The sequence below is a fragment of the Bifidobacterium callimiconis genome (genome assembly GCF_003952005.1).
GTDB classification, from domain to species: Bacteria; Actinomycetota; Actinomycetes; order Actinomycetales; family Bifidobacteriaceae; genus Galliscardovia; species Galliscardovia callimiconis.
Genome location: NZ_QXGJ01000001.1, coordinates 57,468 through 78,449 on the forward strand (window position 1 = coordinate 57,468; position 20,982 = coordinate 78,449).

Below are 20,982 nucleotides of genomic sequence, written 5' to 3' on the forward strand. Positions count from 1 at the left end.
GGCTGCTGCGTCATTGAGACTGTTCCGACAGCTGCCCTTTGGCTATCAGGTCCTTACGTTCCTGCTCAGTGAGCTGATCCAATGGTTTGGATGCGACGCCGAAGGTCTCCGGTGCCGTCGTGTAGTACGTCTGGCAGTTGGTGAGTGCAGTCTGATCCTCTGAGGGAAGATCCTTCTCATGCGAGGAGATGAGTTCGCTGAGTTTGCTCAGACCATCGCTGTCATGCGGCCAGGAATCATCGATTGCGTTTTGCAGGGACGGAACACGTCCTATGACGCAATCCACCGTAGCCTCGTACTGGTTTTTCGCCAAGCTATCCCAATCGGCATGGCTTTCCAAATACGTGGATATGGGATTGAAGACAGAGTCGCAGGAACCTTTCTTCTTGCTATAGGTTGCCTGGATCTTCTCGGAAAGCTTCTTCCCCGCTGCGGTGCTGGGATCCAGATCCATATATCGGAAGTCGGGGCTGTCGTATGAGATTTCGCCGTCGCCGATGAGAATCCAATAGTCGGTTGCGGGGTCATAGTGATACTTCCCGCTCAGCCCGGCTTCGGTCAGACATTGAACATATGACTCCGCCGACTGCTTTGCCTCCGCGGTCGTCACTTTTTTATCCGCCATAACGTCATCTACTAAGGTCTGATAATTTCCCGTATCCGACGATTGCCCCTCAACGAACTGTTCGGCCTGTTGCTGGGAGTTGCCGCAGCCTGGTAATAACGCTATGCATATTCCGATACTGATGAGCGCTGAACAGTGTCGCATGACGGAACCTTTCGCCGAACCGCTTCCCCGATCTTCCTCGATGGGGGAAGATAACTCCAGCATATGGCATGCGAAATCGACAACACGCGTTTGATCAGAAACGGTCAGATAACAAAAAACCGCTCCGAAGAGCGGTGATGGAGCGGACAACGGGACTCGAACCCGCGGTCTCGACCTTGGCAAGGTCGCGCTTTACCAACTAAGCTATGTCCGCAAAAGATGACCGACTGGCCAAATCGTGGGCGATACAAGATTCGAACTTGTGACCCCTTCCGTGTCAGGGAAGTGCGCTACCTCTGCGCCAACCGCCCGGTTGTGTCGGAACCAGTCGATCACTCGACCGATTCGAGAGCGGACAACGGGACTCGAACCCGCGGTCTCGACCTTGGCAAGGTCGCGCTTTACCAACTAAGCTATGTCCGCAAAGTACTGCTGCCAGTACCGGTGGGTGATGTAGGAATCGAACCTACGACCCCTTCCGTGTGAAGGAAGTGCGCTAGCCGCTGCGCCAATCACCCAAACTGAACCTCTTCAATTAGTCAAATCGGCTAGGCCGATCTGGTGGGCGATACAAGATTCGAACTTGTGACCCCTTCCGTGTCAGGGAAGTGCGCTACCTCTGCGCCAACCGCCCGGTTGTGTCATGCCAAGAACTTTCATTCCCGACATAAGAGGTGGGTACGAGAGTCGAACTCGTCTATACGGCTTTGCAGGCCGCTGCCTAACCGCTTGGCTAACCCACCACTTGCGGTCCTTTAGGGACTCGAGCGGACAACGGGACTCGAACCCGCGGTCTCGACCTTGGCAAGGTCGCGCTTTACCAACTAAGCTATGTCCGCATGTGATTTCAACCCCGACCTGACTGGCCGGTGCCGTAAGCACGAGTAATTAATATAGCGATCACCTTGGGTTAGCGCAAACTCGGCGTGTCGCGCCACTGTATGCGGTGCCTGTATGAGCGGTGGACCCGTTCTCGCTGGGCATACTCAACCGTTGGAAACACAGGGCTGCGGTAGTGTGGGAGACATGAGCGAGAGTATGAGCAAACGACGTTTTCTGATCGCCGCCTTCGGTGGCTGGAACGATGCCTGTCAGGCTGCCACCGACACGGTGCGCCATTTGCTGGATGCCTACGAGTCACGGGAGATCGGTCATATCTGCTGCGACTCCTATTACGACTATCAGACCTCAAGGCCGATGATGTGCACCGTGCAGGGGCGCAAGCGCATCGTTTGGCCGGAAACCACGTTCTATGAGGTCACGATTGATGAGAACACCACCATCTATGTGGAGATGGGTCCCGAGCCGAACTTTCACTGGTCCGATTACTGCCAGCGGTCGCTGCGCTTCGCTGACGAATGCGAGGTGACCGACGTCATCACGCTCGGCGCCATGTTCGCCGACTGTGTGCATACCAGGGCATTGCCGGTCAGCCATTCCGACGGTGACGATGACGACCCCCAGAATGACTCCTACTGCGGTCCCGTGGGCATTCCCACCGTACTCAACTACGCGGCCGCGGAAGACGGTTTCGAGGCTCGTTCCCTATGGGTCTCCATCCCCCAGTATCTCGGCGGCGACGATTGCCCGGCCGGAACCATGCGACTGCTGGAGGAGCTCGGATCGATCATCGGCGTGGGATTCGACGAGACCGATCTGGCCGCACGCGCCGAGAAATGGCGCAGGAAGGTCGACATGCTCACCCGGTGCAACGACGATCTGAGTGATTACGTGCACCATCTTGAACGGATGATGGACGAGGACGGCGAGCAGGACGTTCCCACGCCCCATGCCAAGCAGCTGGTCGAGGAGACCGAGGAGTTCCTGCGGTCGTTCGATCATCCCGCGGCGCCGGAAAACTGACGGAACGACAGCGGTACTCAACACGGAAGCGGAAAGCGGATATAGAAAGGGCGGCTGGTTCATTTCGGAACCAGCCGCCCTTCTGTGTATTTATCGCGCCCCGGCTAGGCTGCGGCCGCGACGGACGGATCGATCGCCGGCAGCACGCCGGTGATGAGCAGGATCGCCACCACGACGGCAAGGCCGATACGGTAGATGGCGAACGCTTTGTACGAGAACGTGGACACGAACTTCAGGAAGCCGATGATCACGATGTAGCCCACGAAGAACGACACGAACGTGGCAGCGATCGTCGGACCCCAGCCGGGGAACGCGCCGATGGCCGCGCAGGCCTCAGTGGCGGCCTTACCGCCGGCGGAACAGGCGCTCACGTCCTTCACCGCGGAGACGGCCTCGAGGATACCGGCACCGAATACGGCGGGAATGGCCATCAGGAACGCCACGCGCACGGCAGCCTCACGAGTGTATCCCATGGCACGACCGAAGGTGATGGTGCCGCCGGAGCGGGAGACGCCGGGAATCAGCGCGAGCATCTGACCAATACCGAAGATGATGGCATCCTTGGCGGTCATACGATCCATGGTCTTGATCTGCTTGGAACGGGCATCGAACACCCACAGCAGCACACCGAAAACGATGAGCACGGTCACCGTGATCCACAGATTACGGAACGTGGTCTCGATCACGTCCTTGAGCAACAGGCCGGCGATGAGGATCGGCATGGTACCGATGATGATGTACCAACCCATCTTGGTGTCCTCGTTATGAGCGCCAAGACGACTCTTCCAGTCCTTGCCCTCCTTGCCGAACAGGGAGCCGAACCAGGCACCAAGAATACGGATGATGTCACGACGGAAATACAACAGCACAGCCAGCTCGGTACCGATCTGGATGATGGCCGTGAACGCGGCGCCCGGATCCGAACCGATCATCAGATCACCGACGATACGAATATGCGCACTGGAAGATACAGGCAGATACTCGGTCAATGCCTGTACCAGACCAAGGACGATGGCTTGGAAGAAATTCATATACCCCTCGTTGTCCCTTATGTCTTTTCGATTGGTTATCTACAATACGTTGCAACACAATAGCCGCACCCCTCTAAGAAACGATGAAGAAAGGGGTGGGTGCTCACGTAACGGACACGCGATTGCCACGAGCATGTCATACGGACATCGGATGTGGAAACGGGGGTATGGGATTGCGTGGTTGTCAGCGACACGACCGCGGTCCTAATATGAGTCGTGTTTTCACCAAGGAGGAATGTGATGTCCAAATATCGCAAGAGCCGCGTCATGGCACCGGAAGGATTCTTCGAATGCGAGGGACGCGGCCTGCAGTGGCTGGGCGAGGCCCAGTCCAAAGGCGGTCCCCGCGTAGTGGACGTATACGAATGGGGCAAGGACTATCTGGACATCGAACGCGTGGCATCGGCCTCCCCCACCGCCGACGCGGCATACGCGTTCGGCGCGGCCCTTGCCCGCATGCATGACGCCGGCGCCCCCTATTTCGGCTCGGCGCCGGAAGGATACGAAGGAACCTGCTACTTCGGTCCCCTGCAGGATCCGGTTCCCATGGACACCGGCAAATGGACCGACCCCATCACCTACTTCGCCGAAGGCCGACTGCTCCCGATGGTTCGCATGGGCATCGAACGCCGCGAACTCGACCAATACGACTACGAGATGACCCAGGAAGTGGTGGACGCCATGCCCGACCTGATGGGCGGCGCCGCCAAGGACAAGCCGGCACGAATCCACGGCGACCTGTGGAGCGGCAACGTGATGTGGACCAAGGACAAGAACGGCAAATCCGAAGCGGTGCTCATCGACCCCGCGGCCCACGGTGGCCATCGCGAGGAGGATCTGGCCATGCTGCACCTGTTCGGCATGTCGTATCTTGGCCAGATTATGGACGGCTACCAGTCGGTGCATCCGCTCAAGGCAGGATACGAACAGCGCTACACGCTCTGGCAGCTCTACCCCATCGCCGGACACTGCGTGTTCTTCGGCGGCGGATACGTCAGCGAATTCCGGTCGATGTGCCGGTCGCTGCTGCGATAACAGACCAGGAAGGGAATCAGTATTAGGCTCCCCTCAGTCCGCACGGCGAACAGCTCCCCTCTTCAGAGAGGGGAGCCTGAATGTCTGAGCGTCAGCTCAGCGCATCCTTCAGCTTGCTGAAGAAACCACCCCTCTTGGAGGAACCGCCGGCCGGACGCGGCTTGGACTGCTGCGTGACATGCTGGGCGTCGCCATCATGGGACTCGGCGAACTCCTCCATCAGCTTGCGCTCCTTGTCGCTCAGCTTGGTCGGAATCGCCACCATGATATGCGCGATGATGTCACCGCGCTCTCCCTTGGAACGCAGACGCGTCACACCCAGGCCATCCAACGTGACCGTATCCTCCTGCTGACTGCCCGCGGGAATGCTGATGGTGCGTGAGCCGTCGAACGTGTCGATCTCGAGATCATGACCGAGCACGGCCCAGCTCATCGGCACCTCGATCCAGCAATGCAGATCGTCGCCGTCGCGGACGAACGTCTTGTCCGGGGCGATGCGCACATCGATATACAGATCGCCGGCGGCGCCACCGCATTCGCCGACCTCGCCCTGCGAGGTGAGACGCAGACGGGTGTCATCGGAGATGCCCGCGGGCACGGAGACGCCGACGTTGCGCTTGGAACGGATACGACCATGGCCCATGCAGGACGGGCACGGATTCTGAATGATCGTGCCATGGCCCTCGCAGCGCTCGCACGGCGCGGAGGTCATCATCTGGCCGAGCATGGTGCGCACCACCTTCTGTGCGAATCCACGTCCCTGGCAGTCCGGACAAGTCACCGGCTGCTCGCCCTTGACGGCGCCGCTGCCCTGGCAGTCCGGGCACAGCGACATCGTACGGATGTCCACGTGCGCGGTGCCGCCAAACACGGCCGTCTTCAGATCGATGGTCACGTTGGCCAGGGAATCTCGGCCCGGCTGGGTGCGCGGAATCGGACCCTGGGATCCGCCACCGAAGCTCTGGCCGAAGAACTGGCCGAAGATGTCGCCCATGTCGAAGCCCGCCGCTCCGCCAAATCCGCCGGCGTTGGGGTTGTTGGGATCCACGCCCTGGTCGTACATACGGCGTTTGTCCGGGTCGGAAAGCACCTCGTATGCGGAGTTGACCTCCTTGAACTTGTCCTCGAATTCGGGGCCCGCGATATCGGGATGGTATTTGCGGCTCATCTTGCGGTAGGCCTTTTTGATCTCATCCTCGCTGGCGTTGCGGTTCACGCCCAGCACTTCGTAATAATCAGCCACTTCCTGATCTTTCCTGTCGTCGGTATGGGTATTGAAGTTGAACTAGTTGGGTAGGGTTTTGCTGTCGAATATTGTGCCACAAGGTATGGCGGGATCAGTCCGTATCGTCGTCCGTTTCGTCCTCCCCTTCTTCGTTCAGCATGAATTCGGTGAGATACTTCGCCACGGCTCTGACGGCGGGGATCGTGCTTGCGTAGTCCATATGCGTGGGACCGATGGAACCTACGAACGCCACAGGCTCGACCGTTGTGGAATCGGAGGATGCGTCTCCGGTGGTCTTGGAGGCGCCGGCCGTCGATTGACCGTAGCCGGAGGTGATCACCGAGGCGTGCATCAGACCGGGTGTGTGGGTTTCGGAACCGATGGCGATGCCCACACCATGCAGTTGCGAGACCTCGGTGAGCGCGGTCATCAACCGCATCAGCACCGCCTGCTCCTCCAACGCGTCGAACAGAGACGCCAGCGACGCCATGTCGGAGACGGAGCGATGCGCCAGCTGCGAGGTGCCGGCCATGTAGAGGTTGCTGGTCTGCTCCTGAGTGGCGAGTTCGTCGAGCACGCGTGCGACCGCCTCCAGGAAGGAACGCATCGGAGCGTCGGGCTCATCCTGCGAGAAGAGACGGATGCCATCCGCCGCCCGGCGAAGTGATTCGCCCTGGCATGCGGCGTTGATTCGGGAGCCCAGCTGGTTGAGGATGTCTTCCGACGGCCGGGCCGCGGTGACGATCGTACGCTGCTCCACTCTTCCCGTATCGGTAATGACGACGACAAGCACGGTGGCCGACGACACCGGAACCATTTCGATATGACGCAGCGCCGAACGGGCCAGCGATGGACTGGCCACCACGGCCACCTGTCCGGTGATCTGAGCGAGAAGACGCGCCGAGCGACGCAGCGTGTCGTCGAGATTCACCGAACCGGAGAGAAATGTTCGAATCCCCCGCTTCTGCGCCTTGGATAGAGGCACCACCGTGGCCAGCTTGTCCACGAAATACCGGTAGCCCTTCTCGGTAGGGATTCTGCCGGCGGAAGTGTGCGGCTGCACCAGATAGCCTTCGTCCTCCAGCGCGGCCATGTCGTTGCGTACCGTGGCCGAACTCACTCCGAGTTTGTGTCCGCGTGTCAACGCGCCGGATCCGACCGGTTCCTGTGTGCGAATATAGTCTTCGATCACGGCACGGAGAACCAGCATGCGTCGTTCGTTTGCCATGGAACCTCCTTTGAAAATCGCCGTACTGTACCTTTTTAGCACTCGGCGGTGTCGACTGCTAGCTGACGGAGAAAACCGAACTTTTGAACGGTCTTAAACGAACAAAAAAAGACATATTTGAACATTTAGTTCACAACTCGCGTAAGGAAATGCTGAGAGAAGTCTCCATACTGGGTTAGCATAAAAGGGCAAATGAAGCCAATGCGCACGTTCTATTCGTCCGTGCATGCACGGCGGCCGGAACGGGCGCGCTGGTTCCATCCGATTGGAAGGAAAGTTGATCCATGACCGAATTCAAGGAGACCGAACTGGACGAGCGCGCCATCAAGATGGCCAAGGTCCTTTCGGCTGATGCGGTCGAGAACGCAGGAAGCGGCCACCCCGGTTCCCCCGTCTCGCTGGCACCTATCGCCTACACCCTTTACCAGCATTTCATCAAGCATGATCCGAACGATCCCAATTGGGAGGGTCGTGATCGCTTCATCCTTTCCGGTGGCCACGCCTCCCTCACCCAGTACGTCCAGCTGTACTTCTCCGGCTATGGCCTGACCCTGGACGATCTCAAGCACTTCCGTGGCGGCGCCGACACCCACACCCCGGGCCACCCCGAGTACGGCCTGACCCCGGGCATCGAAATGACCACCGGTCCGCTGGGCCAGGGCTTCGCCTCCGCCATCGGCTTCGCCTACGGCGAGCGTTTCCAGCGCGGTCTGCTCGACCCGGAGACCAAGAAGGAAGACTCCCCCTTCTACCACAAGATCTGGGCCATCTGCGGTGAAGGCGACATCGAGGAAGGCATCTCCGGCGAAGCCGCCGCTCTTGCCGCCAACCAGAAGCTCGGCAACCTGACCGTGATCTTCGATGCCAACCGCATCCAGATCGAAGGCGACACCAACCTGGTGCTGGCCGAGGACGTGCTCAAGCGCTTCCAGGCCTACGGCTGGTACACCGACGAGTTCAGCTTCATCCAGCCCGACGGCTCCTACAAGGAGGACATCGAGGGTCTGGCCGACGTCATCGCCAAGGCCGAGAAGGAAGCCCCCGATCAGCCGAAGCTCATCAAGGTCCACTCCCTGATCGCATGGCCGACCCCGGGCAAGACCAACGACCCGTCCTCCCACGGCTCCAAGCTGGGCGCCGAGGCCGTCGCCGGCCTCAAGGAGCTGCTCGGCTACGACCCGGAGAAGAGCTTCCAGGTCGACGAGGAGGCCCTCGCCCACGCCCGCAAGGTCGCCGAGCGCGGTCTGGCCGCCCACGCCGAGTGGGACAAGAAGTACGAGGAGTGGCGCAAGGCCAACCCCGACAAGGCCGCTCTGTACGACCGCCTGAAGGCCGGCGAGCTGCCCGAAGGCTTCGACAAGGCCATCGATGATCTCGAGGCCACGTTCGAGGTGGGCAAGAAGGTCGCCACCCGTGGCGCCTCCGGCTCCGTGCTCAACGCCATCGCCGCCGTCATGCCCGAACTGTGGGGCGGTTCCGCCGATCTCGGCGGCTCCAACAAGACCGATCTCAAGGGCGCGGCCACCTTCGCTCCCGAGGAGTGCGCCACCAAGCAGTGGCCGGTCTGCAACGAGTTCGGCCGTCAGCTCCACTTCGGCGTTCGCGAGTTCGCCATGGGCTGCATCACCAACGGCATCCTGCTGGGTTCCCACACCCGCCCGTTCGGTGGCACCTTCTTCATGTTCTCCGACTACGAGCGTTCCGCCGTCCGTCTGGCCGCCCTCATGGAGATCCCGAACCTGTACATCTGGACGCACGATTCCGTCGCCGTCGGCGAAGATGGTCCGACCCACCAGCCGATCGAGCACCTGGCCTCCTTCCGCGCCATGCCGCAGCTTGAGGTCGTTCGCCCGGCCGACGCCTTCGAGACCGCCGAGGCCTACCGCTACTTCTTCGAGAAGAAGAACACGCTGCCGTCGGCTCTCGTGCTCTCCCGCCAGGGCGTGCCGGTGCTCGCCGAGACCGCTGCCAAGGCCAAGGACGGTGTGAAGAAGGGCGCCTACGTGCTCGTCGACACCGAGGGCACCCCGGACGTCATCCTCATGGCCACCGGTTCCGAAGTGCAGCTGGCCGTCGAGGCCGCCAAGACCCTCGCTGCCGAAGGCGTGAAGGCCCGCGTGGTCTCCGCTCCGTCGCTCGAGTGGTTCGAGGAGCAGGACGCCGACTACAAGGAGGCCGTGCTTCCGGCTTCCGTGAAGGCCCGCGTGTCCGTCGAGGCCGGTGTTGCCATGCCTTGGTACAAGTACCTCGGCTCCTACGGCAAGCCCGTGTCCATCGAGCAGTTCGGTCTGCAGGGTGACGGCGCGCAGAACCTGATCGACCTCGGCATCACCGCCGAGCACGTGGTCGAGGCCGCCAAGGCGTCCATCGCCGAGGCCAACGCCTGATCCGTACCGGTAACCGGCAATAAAGATTTTCCGTCTCCCCTTTTTCCGATCAAGGGGAGACGGAATGAAAGAAACAAGGAGAAAAACACTATGACTGCTGCAACTCAGCGTACGTCCGATTCCGGCGTTTCCATCTGGCTGGACGATCTGTCCCGCACCCGCATTGAGTCCGGCAACCTGCAGGAGCTCATCGCCGACAAGAACGTCGTCGGTGTGACCACCAACCCCTCCATCTTCCAGAAGGCCCTGAGCCAGGTCGGTCCGTACGACGCCCAGCTCAAGGAGCTCGGCAAGGTCGATGTTGAGACCGCCATCCGCGAGCTCACCACCACCGACGTGCGCAACGCCACCGACATCTTCCGCGAGATCGCTGAGAAGACCGATTTCGTCGACGGCCGCGTCTCCATCGAGGTGGATCCCCGCCTCGCCCACGAGACCGAAGCCACCGAGAAGCAGGCTGTGGAGCTGTGGGAGAAGGTCAACCGTCCGAACGCGATGATCAAGATCCCTGCCACCCTGGAAGGCCTGCCGGCCATCACCGCCACCCTGGCCAAGGGCATCTCCGTGAACGTCACCCTGATCTTCTCGCTCGAGCGCTACGAGCAGGTCATCGACGCCTTCATCGAGGGCATCGCCCAGGCTGACGCCAACGGTCACCCGCTGGAGCACATCGGCTCCGTCGCCTCCTTCTTCGTCTCCCGCGTGGACACCGCCGTGGACAAGAAGCTCGAGGAGATCGGCACCGATGAGGCCAAGGCCCTCGAAGGCAAGGCCGCCATCGCCAACGCCCGTCTGGCTTACGAGCTGTTCGAGAAGAAGTTCGCCGAGGATCCGCGCTGGGCCGCTCTCGAGGCCAAGGGCGCCAAGAAGCAGCGTCCGCTGTGGGCCTCCACCGGCACCAAGAACCCGGCCTACTCCGATTGCGTGTACGTGGACGAGCTCGTCGCCCCGCACATCGTGAACACCATGCCGGAGAAGACCCTGAACGCTCTCGCTGACCACGGCAACGGCGCCCCGACCATCCCGGGCACCTACGAGGAGAGCCACGCCGTCATGGCCAAGCTCGCCGACCTGGGCATCGACTTCAAGGCCGTCACCGACAAGCTCGAGGCCGACGGTGTCGCCGCCTTCATCAAGTCCTGGGACTCCGTGCTCGCCGACGTGCAGGCCGGTATCGACCGCGTCAACGGCTGAGACTCCTGACCGTTATGCGATTCGCCTAATGCGAGTTGCATAACAATGGACCAAGGGCTCCGATCCAATTGGATCGGAGCCCTTTTGCATATCCACTGAAAGTGTCAAGTGTCCTACAGACTTTCCAGCCATACGCGCATGCGGCGTAGTCCCTCGGCAGTGGCCTGAGCCGTGCCCACGTACGACATTCGCACGAATCCCCTGCCGCGGGAGCCGAATCCCGACGCCGGGGTGACCACGACCTTGCCCTCATGCAACAGCCGAACGGCGAACTCATGGTCGTCCATACCCGTGGCGGAGACATCCACCAGCACATAGAACGCGCCATCCGGTACGTTGCAACTCACCAACGGCATGTCGGCAATGGCGGATACGACCATATCCCGGTTGGCCCGATACGCCGTCTTCATCGTGGGAAGGATATCCGAACCGTTTTCCAGGGCGGCCGCGGCGCCGGTCTGCAATGCGCCGGGAACGCAGGATACGACGTTCTCCTGCATGATCGTCATCTGGTCGATGATCGATTTCGGACCGAATGCGCAGCCGATGCGCCACCCGGTCATGGCGAACGTCTTCGAGAACGAATCCACGACGATGGTCCACTCCCCCATATCTGGCATTGACGCAATGGACAGGCAACGGACGTCATCGTCGTAGACGAAGGCCCGGTATACCTCATCGCTGATCACCCACAGGTCATGCTTGACCGCCACCTCGGCGATGGCGGCGAGTTCGTCGGGGTCGATGATCGCGCCGGTGGGATTCGACGGGGAATTGAGCAGCAGCACCTTGGTCCTCGGAGTGATCGCCGCTTCGACATCAGCCGCACGCATGCGGAATCCGTGATCGGCGAACAGCGGGACCGGCACCACGTTTGCGTGGACCATGCGTACCTGTCCGAAGTAGTTCGCATAGCCGGGGTCCGGGATGAGGATGTCGTCGCCGATGTCCAGCGTGGCGATCAACGCCAGATAGATCGCCTCCATGCCGCCGGCAGTGATGATGATCTCTCCGTCCGGATCATAGTCGAGCCCATCATGCGAACGACGATAGTCGCACCAAGCCCTGCGCAGGTCGGCCGCACCCCGGTTTGGCGTGTAATGGGTATCGCCACGCACGGCTGCGGCATACGCCACATCGATCATCGAACGCGGCGTATCGAACCCCGGCTCCCCTATCGCAAACGATATGGCGTCCGGCTCCTGAGCCGCCAATTCGAACATCTCTCGGACGCTGGGATACAGCGCCTCACGAGCACGTTGAGACACAATCGGCATGCGGCCCTCCCTGTTCGTTCATTCATATGACAATCGCAAGGGCATTGTATACACGGCGATGTTGCGGGAGCTCATATTGTCCTATGTTCTTCGGAGTATTTTTCGCAGACCGGGCAATCAGTCTATGTCGAGGAAGGTCACGGCCGGCGGCTTCCAGAATCCGTAATGACGGAGGAACCAATTCGGTTTGTCAAGTGCGTGAACATTCCGAGCATAGGCGATGGGAACTCCGCCAAACGTCGAACTGTCGAATCTACTGGCGGTAGTAGCTGAGGAAGTCGGTGAGCTTGGCGGTGGCGTCCTTGAGGACCTCGATGCGGGGTAGGTAGACGATGCGGAAGTGATCCGGCTCGTGCCAGTTGAAGCCGCCGCCGCGCGTGATCAGGATGCGTTCGTCGTGCAGCAGGTCGAGTGCGAACTGCTCGTCGTCGCTGATGTTGAACTTCTTCACATCGAGCTTCGGGAAGATGTAGAACGCCGCCTTTGGCTTGACCGCGGTCACGCCGGGAATCGAGTTCAGCGCGTTGTAGATGTATTCGCGCTGCTCGTAGATGCGACCGCCGGGCACGATGTAGTCGTTGACGCTCTGATGGCCACCCAACGCGGTCTGCACGATCGACTGTGCGGGCACGTTCGAACAGATGCGCATGTTCGTGAGCATGTTGATGCCCTCGATGTAGTCCTTCGCCACGTTCTTGTTGCCGCTCAGTACCATCCAGCCGACGCGATAACCGGCAATCATATGGGACTTCGACAGGCCGGAGAACGTTACACAGAACAGGTCGGGGGCGAGCGACGCGATGGAGATATGCTCCAGACCGTCCATGACCAGACGGTCGTAGATCTCGTCGGAGAAGATCATGAGCTGGTGTTCGCGGGCGAGATCGACGATCTGCTGAAGCACTTCCTTCGGATAAAGTGCGCCGGTGGGATTGTTCGGGTTGATGACGACGATCGCCTTGGTCTTGTCGGTGATCTTGGCGCGCATGTCGTTGATGTCCGGATACCATTCGGACTGCTCATCGCACAGGTAGTGCACGGCGGTGCCACCGGCCAGGTTGACGCAGGCGGTCCACAGCGGATAGTCGGGGCTGGGGATGAGGACCTCGTCGCCGTTGTCGAGCAGCGCGGACATCGACAGGTTGATCAGCTCGCTGACGCCGTTGCCGGTATAGATGTCGTCGATGCTCACGTTCGGCAGGTTCTTCAGCTGCGAGTACTGCATGATGGCCTTGCGTGCGGAGAACAGGCCCTTGGATGCCGAGTAGCCTTCGCAGTCGGGCAGCTGGTGGGCCATGTCGTAGATCACCTCGTCCGGGGTGCGGAATCCGAACGGCGCGGGGTTGCCGATGTTCAGCTTGAGCACGTGCGTGCCGGTGGCCTCCATTCGGGCCGCTTCGTCGACCACCGGGCCTCGTACGTCATAGAGCACATTGTCGAGTTTGGTGGATTTGGTGAAGCGTCGCATGAGTCGTCCTTCCGGGATCGTGGTGTTTGGTGTGGTGTGATGCGTGTTGGAGGTCTTGGATGGCGCGGGTATGGTGTCTGGCGTCGTTCCGTCTGATACCGACGTCTGTTCTGTGATGCCGGCATCATTGGACGAATCGTTCCGTTCCATGGGGACGTCGTCACCGTGCAGCCATTGGTCATTGACGTTCAACGTGGCGGCCAGGAATCGCAGGGTGTCGACGCGAGGCACCGTCTTGCCGCTGACGTATTGGCTGATGTGACTTTTGCCGAGTTTCAGACCCTGTCTTTGTGCGGCACGCACCACGTCGATCTGTTTCATATGACGTAGGGACATGGCGGAGTTCAACCGCTTGGCGAACGTTTCCCGACTCATATCACTCCTCGGAAGTTCAACTTATTGAAATGCTGGTTCAAAGATTAGCACGAGGGAGGTAAAGGAAACGCACGGGTTCGGAATATGGACGTTGCAAACGTGGTCATATGAAATCATGAGTTCAATATTGAATTTACATAAGCTGTAAAAAGAATGAAAACCTTGAAAAGCAATGGTGACAACGTTTGTATTGATATATAAATGCAAGATTTTGATTAACAACTATGAAAAAATGATGACAACAACGTATGTAAATTGAACTCTCAAGTGAATGACTACATTATGTGACAAAACATGAATGCAAGTAGATTCCCCGCGATTGCACTATACGTGCGTATATCCATCCTCTCGGAGAGAGGGATCCGACATGGGCCGGAGTCTCGACGGTCTAGTTCAATTTACTTTCGATCCATTGCGCAACGCCGTCCTCATTGTTGGACGGGCAAATCTCGTCGGCAATGTTCAATACTTGTGGCACGGCATTGGCGACGGCGACTCCCCTACCGGCTCGTTGCAGCATGGTGATGTCGATAAGATCGTCGCCGAACGTTGCGGTGGAGTTCAATGGGATCTCAAACTTGGCGCACAGCAGATCCAACGCATGGCTCTTGTTGGCCAGCGGATTCATGAGCATCCACATCACGCCTTCGCTGATGCTGACATCGAAGTCAGGAGGAATCATTGTGCGCAGTCGATCCCATTGTTCCGGCTTCGGTAGGATGATGATCTTGTCGGCGGTGCCTTCGGGTACATCGGTGAAGTCGGTGTACCGGAACGTCTGTGTTTTCCAGAGTTCACGAACATCGAAGTTAGTGTATCGGATATCGTTCATTACGATGCCGATACGAATGCCGGGAAACTCCTCCAGCAGGAATCGGCAGACCTCGCAGGCCCGTCGTGAGGAGAAACCGAGTCGGAGCAGATGTCCGTCGTCGGGAACGGCGCCGGTGGTGAGCATGTCATAGTCGGATCGTGTCGGATCAAGGTCGATGAGCGCGCCGTTGAGATAGGCGCAGGCGTCGACGGGGAGACGATCGACAAGTTCGAGTGCGGTGCTGACTGGTCGTGCCGTTGCCACGGCGAACCGCACTCCCCTATCGTGCATGCGGTTGATCGCGTCGATGGTCCGTTGCGTGATGAATCGTCCTTCGAATGTGTCGGAATCATGCAGCAACGTGCCGTCGAGGTCGGCGACGATCAGGCGGGGAGTTTCGAGGTCGGTCATGACAGCGGGTTCTCCTTATGACAAGCTGACTGGCGTTTTCCGGAACCGGGCCCGTATGGGATAACGGACAAATGACAAGGCCCGCGGCAAGATCAGCCACGGGCCCTGAAACGATATGAATGGGATCAGATGAGACCGTACTTGGCCATGAGTCCCAGCGCAATGATGATAGCCACCCAGATCAGAGCGACGATAACGGTAAGACGGTTCAGGTTCTTTTCCGCCACACCGGAAGTGCCGGCGTTCGCGGTCAGGCCGCCGCCGAACATGTCGGACAGGCCGCCGCCCTTGCCCTTGTGCATAAGGATCAGCAGGGTCAGCAGAATGCTGGCCAGCACGACGATGATTTCAAGAACGATCTTGACAATGGCCACGGTTACCTCCGAATTACGACTCTTAGCAAGGATACCCCACGTATGGGATAAATGCCGATGTTTTGCAGGAAAAACTGACGGGAATCCGGTTAGCGACGGTTTCGTGCGGCCTTGGCCGTCAGACGTGCGATCGTTGCGAACTCGTCGGCATCGAGAGAAGCACCTCCGACGAGGAATCCGTCGATGTCACGTCCCTCCTGCATGAGCTGGGTGGCGTTCGAGGCGTTCACGGATCCGCCGTAGAGAATACGGACCTTGTCCGATACCCCTTCGCCATACACTTCTCCCAGATGGGATCGGATGGCGGCCGCGGCCTGCTGCGCCGATTCGGGTGTGGCCACCATGCCGGTGCCGATGGCCCAGACGGGTTCGTATGCAATGAGCATGCGCTCCGCCTCCTTATCGGAAAGGTCACGGATCACATCCTGTACCTGGCCGACGGCGAATTCCAGTTCGATGCCCTGTCGACGTTCCTCGAAGCTTTCGCCCACGCAGAGGATGGGACGCATGCCGGCCGCCAGCACGGCACGTACCTGATCGACGATGTTCGCGTCATCCTCAGGATGGTATTTGCGGCGTTCGGAGTGACCGACCAGTACATAACTGCAGCCGAGGCGGGCGAGCATGTCGGCCGAGACGTCACCGGTGAACGCGCCCTGATTGGTCACCGACACGGCCTGTGCGCCGTAGGTGAGTTTGAGACGGTCCGCGTCGATGAGCACTTGGACGCTGCGGATTGAGGTGAACGGCGGCATAAGCGTCACTTCGCAGCGTTTGAAGTCGAAGTTGGCGTCACGGAGTGTCCACGCCAGTTTCTGTACGAAATATGTGGCTTCGAGATGGTCGAAGTTCATCTTCCAGTTGCCGGCCACCACCGGTGTGCGTGCCATGATGCTCCTTGTTGCTGCGCGGGACCGATGCCGATCGAATGCCTGATCGACGGAAACGCGATGTTGATGTTGGATTGGGACTGATATCGGCTCGATGACATGCAGACTCCCCGACAGTCCGCACGCGCGCGGCGGCGCAGACGGACTGCCGGGGAGTCAGCAGAAAGGCGAAACTACTCGAGAACGCTCAGGCCCGGCAGCTCCTTGCCCTCGAGGAACTCGAGGGAGGCACCACCACCGGTGGAGATGTGCGAGAAGCCATCCTCCGGGAAGCCGAGGTTACGCACGGCGGCTGCGGAGTCGCCACCGCCGACGATGGTGAACGCACCCGCGTGGGTGGCGTCGACCAGAGCTTCGGCCACGGCCTTGGTGCCTTCGGCGAAGGTCGGGATCTCGAACACGCCCATCGGGCCGTTCCACACGACGGTCTTGGAGTCGACGATCTTGTCGTGGAACAGCTTACGGGTCTCCGGACCGATGTCCAGGCCCTCCTCGTCGGACGGAATGGCGTCGGCCTTGACGACCTTGGGGTCGATGACCGCGTCATCGCCGGCCGGGAAGCCGGGGTTCACGACGATGTCGATCGGCAGCAGGAGCTCGACGCCGTTCTTCTTGGCGGTCTCCATGTAGCCCTTGACGGTTTCGATGTTGCTCTCGTCGAGCAGGGAGTTGCCGACCTCGTAGCCGAGGGCCTTGAGGAAGGTGTAGGCCATGCCGCCGCCGATGATGAGGCGGTCGACCTTGCCCAGAAGGTTGGAGATGACGCCGAGCTTATCGGCGACCTTGGCGCCGCCGAGCACGGCGGTCAGCGGACGATCAGGGTTCTCGGTGGCCTTGGACAGTGCGGTGACTTCCTTCTCGACCAGCAGGCCTGCGGCGGCCGGCAGATCGGCGGCAACGTCGTAGTTGGAGCCCTGAGCGCGGTGCACCACGCCGAAGCCGTCGGAGACGAAGACGTCGCCCAGAGCGGCGATCTTCTTGGCGTACGGGGCACGCACCTCGGGATCCTTGCTGGTCTCCTCCGGGTTGAAGCGGACGTTCTCCAGCAGCACCACGTCGCCATCGTGCATGGCAGCGACCTTGGCCTGAGCGTCCTCACCGTAGGTGTCCTTGGCCAGCGGCACGCTGATGCCCAGCAGCTCGCCGAGGCGGGCAGCCACGGGGGCGAGGCTCAGCTCGGGGACGACCTTGCCCTTCGGACGGCCGAGGTGGGCCATCAGAATGACCTTGGCACCCTGCTCGCGCAGGTTCTTGATGGTCGGCAGGGCTGCCTTGATACGGCCATCGTCGGTAATGGTCGTGCCATCAAGCGGAACGTTGAAATCAGCACGCACCAGAACGCGCTTGCCCTGAAGATTTCCTAGATCCTTGAGAGTTTTCATTGATATCCTTTCCTGCTGCGGCGCGGACAAAACAATCCGCATGTGCTGCGCCATTAAGGAATCTTACCGTGCCAGAGGGAAAAAACCTATTAACGCGGCGCCTGATGTCGCGTATTCACGGATTTCGGGAGTGGCGCGAAAATCCATGCAAACGAAAACGGGTGCCGTTCCGGACCATGCCGGACGACACCCGTTGACGACTGAGCGAACGCATGGCCTGGTGACTCACATGATTCATATGGTCATCGGCCTGTTCAAGCGAGAATGGCGTATCACTCCTGTTCGGCGGCCGCGGCGGCGGCCCGCTGCTTCTCCACCTTGTTGGCGAGCTGCAGGAGACGACGAATACGGCCTGCGATCGCGTCCTTAGTCACGGGCGGATCCGCGAGACGACCGAGCTCCTCGAGGCTGGCGTCACGATGGTCAAGACGAAGCTGCCCGGCGGCACGCAGATTTTCGGGGACGTCGTCGCCCAGGATCTTGAACGCCTTCTGCACCTTTTCACTGGCCTCGACGGCGGCCTTGGCGCTACGCCTCATGTTCGCGTCGTCGAAGTTTGCCAGACGGTTCGCCTTGCCGCGGTATTCGCCGTCGTTGCGCTTGCCGCTCCATTCACGGGCCGTGCGCGTGGCTCCCATCAGGGTGAGCATGCGCTCGATCACGTCGGGGTCGCGCAGCGTCACACGTTCGGAGCTACGCACCTGACGTGCCTTGGCGGTGATGCCAAGACGTCGTGCCGCACCGACGAGAGCCAGGGCGGCTTCCGAACCCGGGCAGACGATCTCGAGATAGCTGGCCTTGCCAGGGTCGGACAGTTCGCCGTGCGCAAGGAACGCACCGCGCCATGCGGCCTTGATCTGGGCGATGTTGCCGGAGACGATCTCCGCGGGCAGGCCGCGGACGGGACGCTTGCGACGATCGAGAAGACCGGACTGCAATGCCAGAGCGCCACCGGCCTTGAGCACGCGCACCGAGTATCGTTCGACGGTGCCGGTGGGGGTCTTGCGGGCCACCTTGATCAGATCGGCCTCATGTCCGTAGACTTCCTGAATGGTACGCTGAAGCCACTGGGCTGCATCCAGTGAATCAAACTGGCTTTCGACGACGATGTGACGTTGGATGAGGTGCAAGCCGCCTCCGAAACGGATCATCGCAGCCGCTTGCGCCTTCTTGGCGGCAGGCAGTTCGTCATCGATTGCGGCCAGTTCGCTTTTGACTTCATCAACCAGAGCCAAGAGCTAACCTCCTTTAAATTGTACAGCTTCAATGGGGGTGTCGATCGAGTATCGCCGTTCGGGCTGTCGTATGCACCGATCTTCTGTGTTACAGAATCAGGTGGACAAAAACGGTGTTCGTACCGTTCCTCATCCAAAGGTTTTCAGGATGTGAGATAACGGGGAGAATCCGACCCGGCGGGACCGGGTCGGGGGGATCGGAGTCAGTGGTGTTTCTTCAGCTCTCGTGCCGAGACGGTGACGTTGAGTCCCTTGGCGCTCAGACGCTTCGCCAGCGCCCGGCTCATGGCCACGGAACGGTGCTGGCCGCCAGTGCATCCGATGGCGATGGTCACGAAGTGCTTGTCCTCCCGCGAATATCCGGCGATGGCGGTGAGGATGGCGTCGGTGTAGGAGTCAAGGAACTTTGTGGCACCGTCGCTGGAGAGCACATAGTCGCTCACTGCCTTGTCGTTGCCGGTGAGTTCACGCAATTGGGGAACCCAGAATGGGTTGGGCAGAAATCGTACATCGGCGACGAAGTCGGCATCCAGCGGGATTCCGTATTTGAATCCGAAACTGAAGATGTGGACGGCCACGGTCTGCGGTCCCTTGCCGAGCAATGCGTCGTAGAGTTTGGTGGACAGCTGGTGGATGCTCAGCGTGGAGGTGTCGATGACGATGTCGGCACGCTCCTTGAGGTTCTCCAGAAGTGCGCGCTCCTCTTCGATACCGTCGATCAGACGACGACCGTGCTGCAGCGGATGGGGGCGGCGGACGGACTCGTAGCGTTGGATGAGCACGTCGTCGGCCGCATCCAGGAACAGGATGCGGCATTTGACGCCCAGATCGTCCAGATGGCTGAGCACCTGGGCGAGATCGTCGAAGTAGGATCGGGACCTCACGTCGATGACCGCGGCGAGCTTGTGCACCTTGGAACCCGATGAGGTCATCATGTCGACGAGCGGGACCAGCAGGTTCGGCGGCAGATTGTCGACCACGTACCAGCCCATGTCCTCCACGCTGTCAGCCGCACGGGAACGGCCTGCACCGGACATGCCGGTGATCAGCAGCACCTCAAACGAATCGGCGGGCTGCGGGCGTTCTTCCTCGTTTACTTCGGCACCGTTCATTACAGCACTTCCTCCAATGCGTGACGGATGGTCGAATCAAGATTGGCCGGCAGGGCGTCGAAATCGGTGCCGGTCATGTAGGCGATCTGTGGAATGGCCTGGTACAGGAGCATTTCCTCGCCGCCGAGCGCAATGCCGCCGAGACGACGCCAGGCGGACATCAGTGCGGTGGGACGGGGATCATAGACGACGTCGAGCAGTGTGCCGCGTACGCTGCCGGGACGGAGCGAGGCCAGGCCGGCAGCGGTGGAGTCCGCGGCGTGCGACGGTAATGTGCTGACGACGATCTGCTCGCCACCGACGATCTCCGGAATCTGTCCGAGGGCGATCACGTCGACGCTCATGCCGAACGTCTGCGCCAGAGGTGCCAGAGCGTGCGCCTTGTCCGGATGACGTGCCGCGATGGTCACATGCTGGATCTGCAATGTGGAGAACGCGGCGATCGCGGACGTGGCGGTCGAGCCGCTGCCGATGACCAGTCCCTTGCCGCGGATATCGTCGGGAACCTCCCCGCCGTCGCGTTTCATCGCATTGGTGATGGCGAGATTGATGCCGGCCACGTCGGTGTTGTACAGCTTGATGTCGGGGCCGCTCGCCTCGGGACGCCAGCGGAAGATGGCGGTGTTCGCCACGCCGAGCTTCTCGGCCCAACGGTTGCTGGGCTCGCCCATCGGCATGATCGCCTTCTTCAACGGCATGGTCAGGCTCAGACCGCTCCACCGGGGATCAAGCTCGCCGATGAAATCCCCCAGCGTATGCTCGTCCACCTCATGACTGTCGTAGAACCAGCCGTCCAATCCCATCGCCCTATAGGCGGTGTTGTGAATGATCGGGGACAGGGAATGCGATATGGGCTTGCCCAACACGGCCGCGCGGTGCCTGATTTCTGTCATCGAATGCTCCTTGCTCTCT

Annotated in this window: 17 protein-coding genes and 7 tRNA genes; 4 read left to right on the forward strand and 20 right to left on the reverse strand. The window is 60.4% G+C overall.

The features are described 5' to 3' along the window. Positions 1–10 precede the first annotated feature (10 nt). The 8 genes from D2E23_RS00285 to D2E23_RS00320 form a co-directional block, all read right to left on the reverse strand. The gene (locus tag D2E23_RS00285) at positions 11–919 is read right to left on the reverse strand and encodes a hypothetical protein (RefSeq protein ID WP_126029035.1); all 909 of its coding nucleotides are present in this window, start codon (positions 917–919) and stop codon (positions 11–13) included. Then, positions 908–983 (reverse strand) — tRNA-Gly (locus D2E23_RS00290). Before D2E23_RS00290 ends, D2E23_RS00285 begins: the two co-directional genes overlap by 12 nt. 25 nt (positions 984–1,008) lie before the next feature. Continuing rightward, positions 1,009–1,080 (reverse strand) — tRNA-Val (locus D2E23_RS00295). 39 nt (positions 1,081–1,119) lie between these two features. Continuing rightward, positions 1,120–1,192 (reverse strand) — tRNA-Gly (locus tag D2E23_RS00300). Positions 1,193–1,214: 22 nt separating this feature from the next. Beyond that, positions 1,215–1,287 (reverse strand) — tRNA-Val (locus D2E23_RS00305). A gap of 41 nt (positions 1,288–1,328) precedes the next feature. After that, positions 1,329–1,403 (reverse strand) — tRNA-Val (locus D2E23_RS00310). 38 nt (positions 1,404–1,441) lie between these two features. Next, positions 1,442–1,512 (reverse strand) — tRNA-Cys (locus tag D2E23_RS00315). A gap of 23 nt (positions 1,513–1,535) precedes the next feature. Next, a tRNA-Gly gene (locus tag D2E23_RS00320) sits at positions 1,536–1,608 on the reverse strand. 199 nt (positions 1,609–1,807) lie between these two features. Between D2E23_RS00320 and D2E23_RS00325 the strand changes: the two genes are divergently transcribed. Next, entirely contained in the window at positions 1,808–2,632 is an 825-nt protein-coding gene (locus D2E23_RS00325) for a PAC2 family protein (RefSeq protein ID WP_241227155.1), read from the forward strand. Between the two features lie 104 nt (positions 2,633–2,736). Here D2E23_RS00325 and D2E23_RS00330 read toward each other — a convergent pair whose 3' ends face one another. Continuing rightward, complete coding sequence (locus D2E23_RS00330; RefSeq protein ID WP_126029037.1) at positions 2,737–3,663, reverse strand: undecaprenyl-diphosphate phosphatase; 927 nt, start codon at positions 3,661–3,663, stop codon at positions 2,737–2,739. A gap of 240 nt (positions 3,664–3,903) precedes the next feature. On the opposite strand from D2E23_RS00330, the gene D2E23_RS00335 reads away from it, so the two are divergent. Then, positions 3,904–4,698, forward strand: a complete 795-nt coding sequence (locus D2E23_RS00335; protein WP_126029038.1) for a fructosamine kinase family protein — start codon at positions 3,904–3,906, stop codon at positions 4,696–4,698. A 91-nt stretch (positions 4,699–4,789) separates the two neighbouring features. On the opposite strand, the gene dnaJ is transcribed toward D2E23_RS00335, so the two are convergent. Further along, complete coding sequence (gene dnaJ / locus D2E23_RS00340; protein WP_126029039.1) at positions 4,790–5,941, reverse strand: molecular chaperone DnaJ; 1,152 nt, start codon at positions 5,939–5,941, stop codon at positions 4,790–4,792. A 94-nt stretch (positions 5,942–6,035) separates the two neighbouring features. Further along, the gene (gene hrcA / locus D2E23_RS00345) at positions 6,036–7,151 is read right to left on the reverse strand and encodes a heat-inducible transcriptional repressor HrcA (protein WP_126029040.1); all 1,116 of its coding nucleotides are present in this window, start codon (positions 7,149–7,151) and stop codon (positions 6,036–6,038) included. Between the two features lie 284 nt (positions 7,152–7,435). Between hrcA and tkt the strand changes: the two genes are divergently transcribed. Then, on the forward strand, positions 7,436–9,538 hold the full coding sequence (gene tkt, locus D2E23_RS00350) for a transketolase (RefSeq protein WP_126029041.1): 2,103 nt from the start codon (positions 7,436–7,438) through the stop codon (positions 9,536–9,538). Between the two features lie 90 nt (positions 9,539–9,628). Next, positions 9,629–10,732: a transaldolase gene (tal, locus tag D2E23_RS00355; RefSeq protein ID WP_093959510.1), complete on the forward strand. Its 1,104-nt coding sequence runs from the start codon at positions 9,629–9,631 to the stop codon at positions 10,730–10,732. Between the two features lie 113 nt (positions 10,733–10,845). Here the strand turns inward: tal and D2E23_RS00360 are convergent, their stop codons facing one another. The 9 genes from D2E23_RS00360 to D2E23_RS00400 all read right to left on the reverse strand — a co-directional run bounded on the left by D2E23_RS00360 (position 10,846) and on the right by D2E23_RS00400 (position 20,963). Then, positions 10,846–12,009, reverse strand: coding sequence for a pyridoxal phosphate-dependent aminotransferase (locus tag D2E23_RS00360; RefSeq protein ID WP_126029042.1), 1,164 nt, complete (start codon positions 12,007–12,009; stop codon positions 10,846–10,848). A 253-nt stretch (positions 12,010–12,262) separates the two neighbouring features. After that, positions 12,263–13,852, reverse strand: coding sequence for an aminotransferase class I/II-fold pyridoxal phosphate-dependent enzyme (locus tag D2E23_RS00365; protein WP_126029043.1), 1,590 nt, complete (start codon positions 13,850–13,852; stop codon positions 12,263–12,265). 388 nt (positions 13,853–14,240) lie between these two features. Further along, positions 14,241–15,077, reverse strand: a complete 837-nt coding sequence (locus tag D2E23_RS00370) for an HAD family hydrolase (RefSeq protein ID WP_126029044.1) — start codon at positions 15,075–15,077, stop codon at positions 14,241–14,243. 125 nt (positions 15,078–15,202) lie between these two features. After that, entirely contained in the window at positions 15,203–15,451 is a 249-nt protein-coding gene (gene secG / locus D2E23_RS00375) for a preprotein translocase subunit SecG (protein ID WP_126029045.1), read from the reverse strand. 89 nt (positions 15,452–15,540) lie between these two features. Beyond that, on the reverse strand, positions 15,541–16,341 hold the full coding sequence (gene tpiA / locus D2E23_RS00380) for a triose-phosphate isomerase (protein WP_164520599.1): 801 nt from the start codon (positions 16,339–16,341) through the stop codon (positions 15,541–15,543). A 173-nt stretch (positions 16,342–16,514) separates the two neighbouring features. Next, complete coding sequence (locus D2E23_RS00385; protein WP_126029047.1) at positions 16,515–17,723, reverse strand: phosphoglycerate kinase; 1,209 nt, start codon at positions 17,721–17,723, stop codon at positions 16,515–16,517. A 272-nt stretch (positions 17,724–17,995) separates the two neighbouring features. Then, on the reverse strand, positions 17,996–18,958 hold the full coding sequence (gene whiA / locus D2E23_RS00390; protein ID WP_093959499.1) for a DNA-binding protein WhiA: 963 nt from the start codon (positions 18,956–18,958) through the stop codon (positions 17,996–17,998). Positions 18,959–19,161: 203 nt separating this feature from the next. Further along, positions 19,162–20,070 (reverse strand): RNase adapter RapZ, encoded by a 909-nt coding sequence (gene rapZ, locus D2E23_RS00395; RefSeq protein ID WP_126029048.1) that lies wholly within the window; start codon positions 20,068–20,070, stop codon positions 19,162–19,164. After that, complete coding sequence (locus D2E23_RS00400) at positions 20,070–20,963, reverse strand: shikimate dehydrogenase family protein (protein WP_126029049.1); 894 nt, start codon at positions 20,961–20,963, stop codon at positions 20,070–20,072. Before D2E23_RS00400 ends, rapZ begins: the two co-directional genes overlap by 1 nt. Between the last annotated feature and the right edge of the window lie 19 nt (positions 20,964–20,982).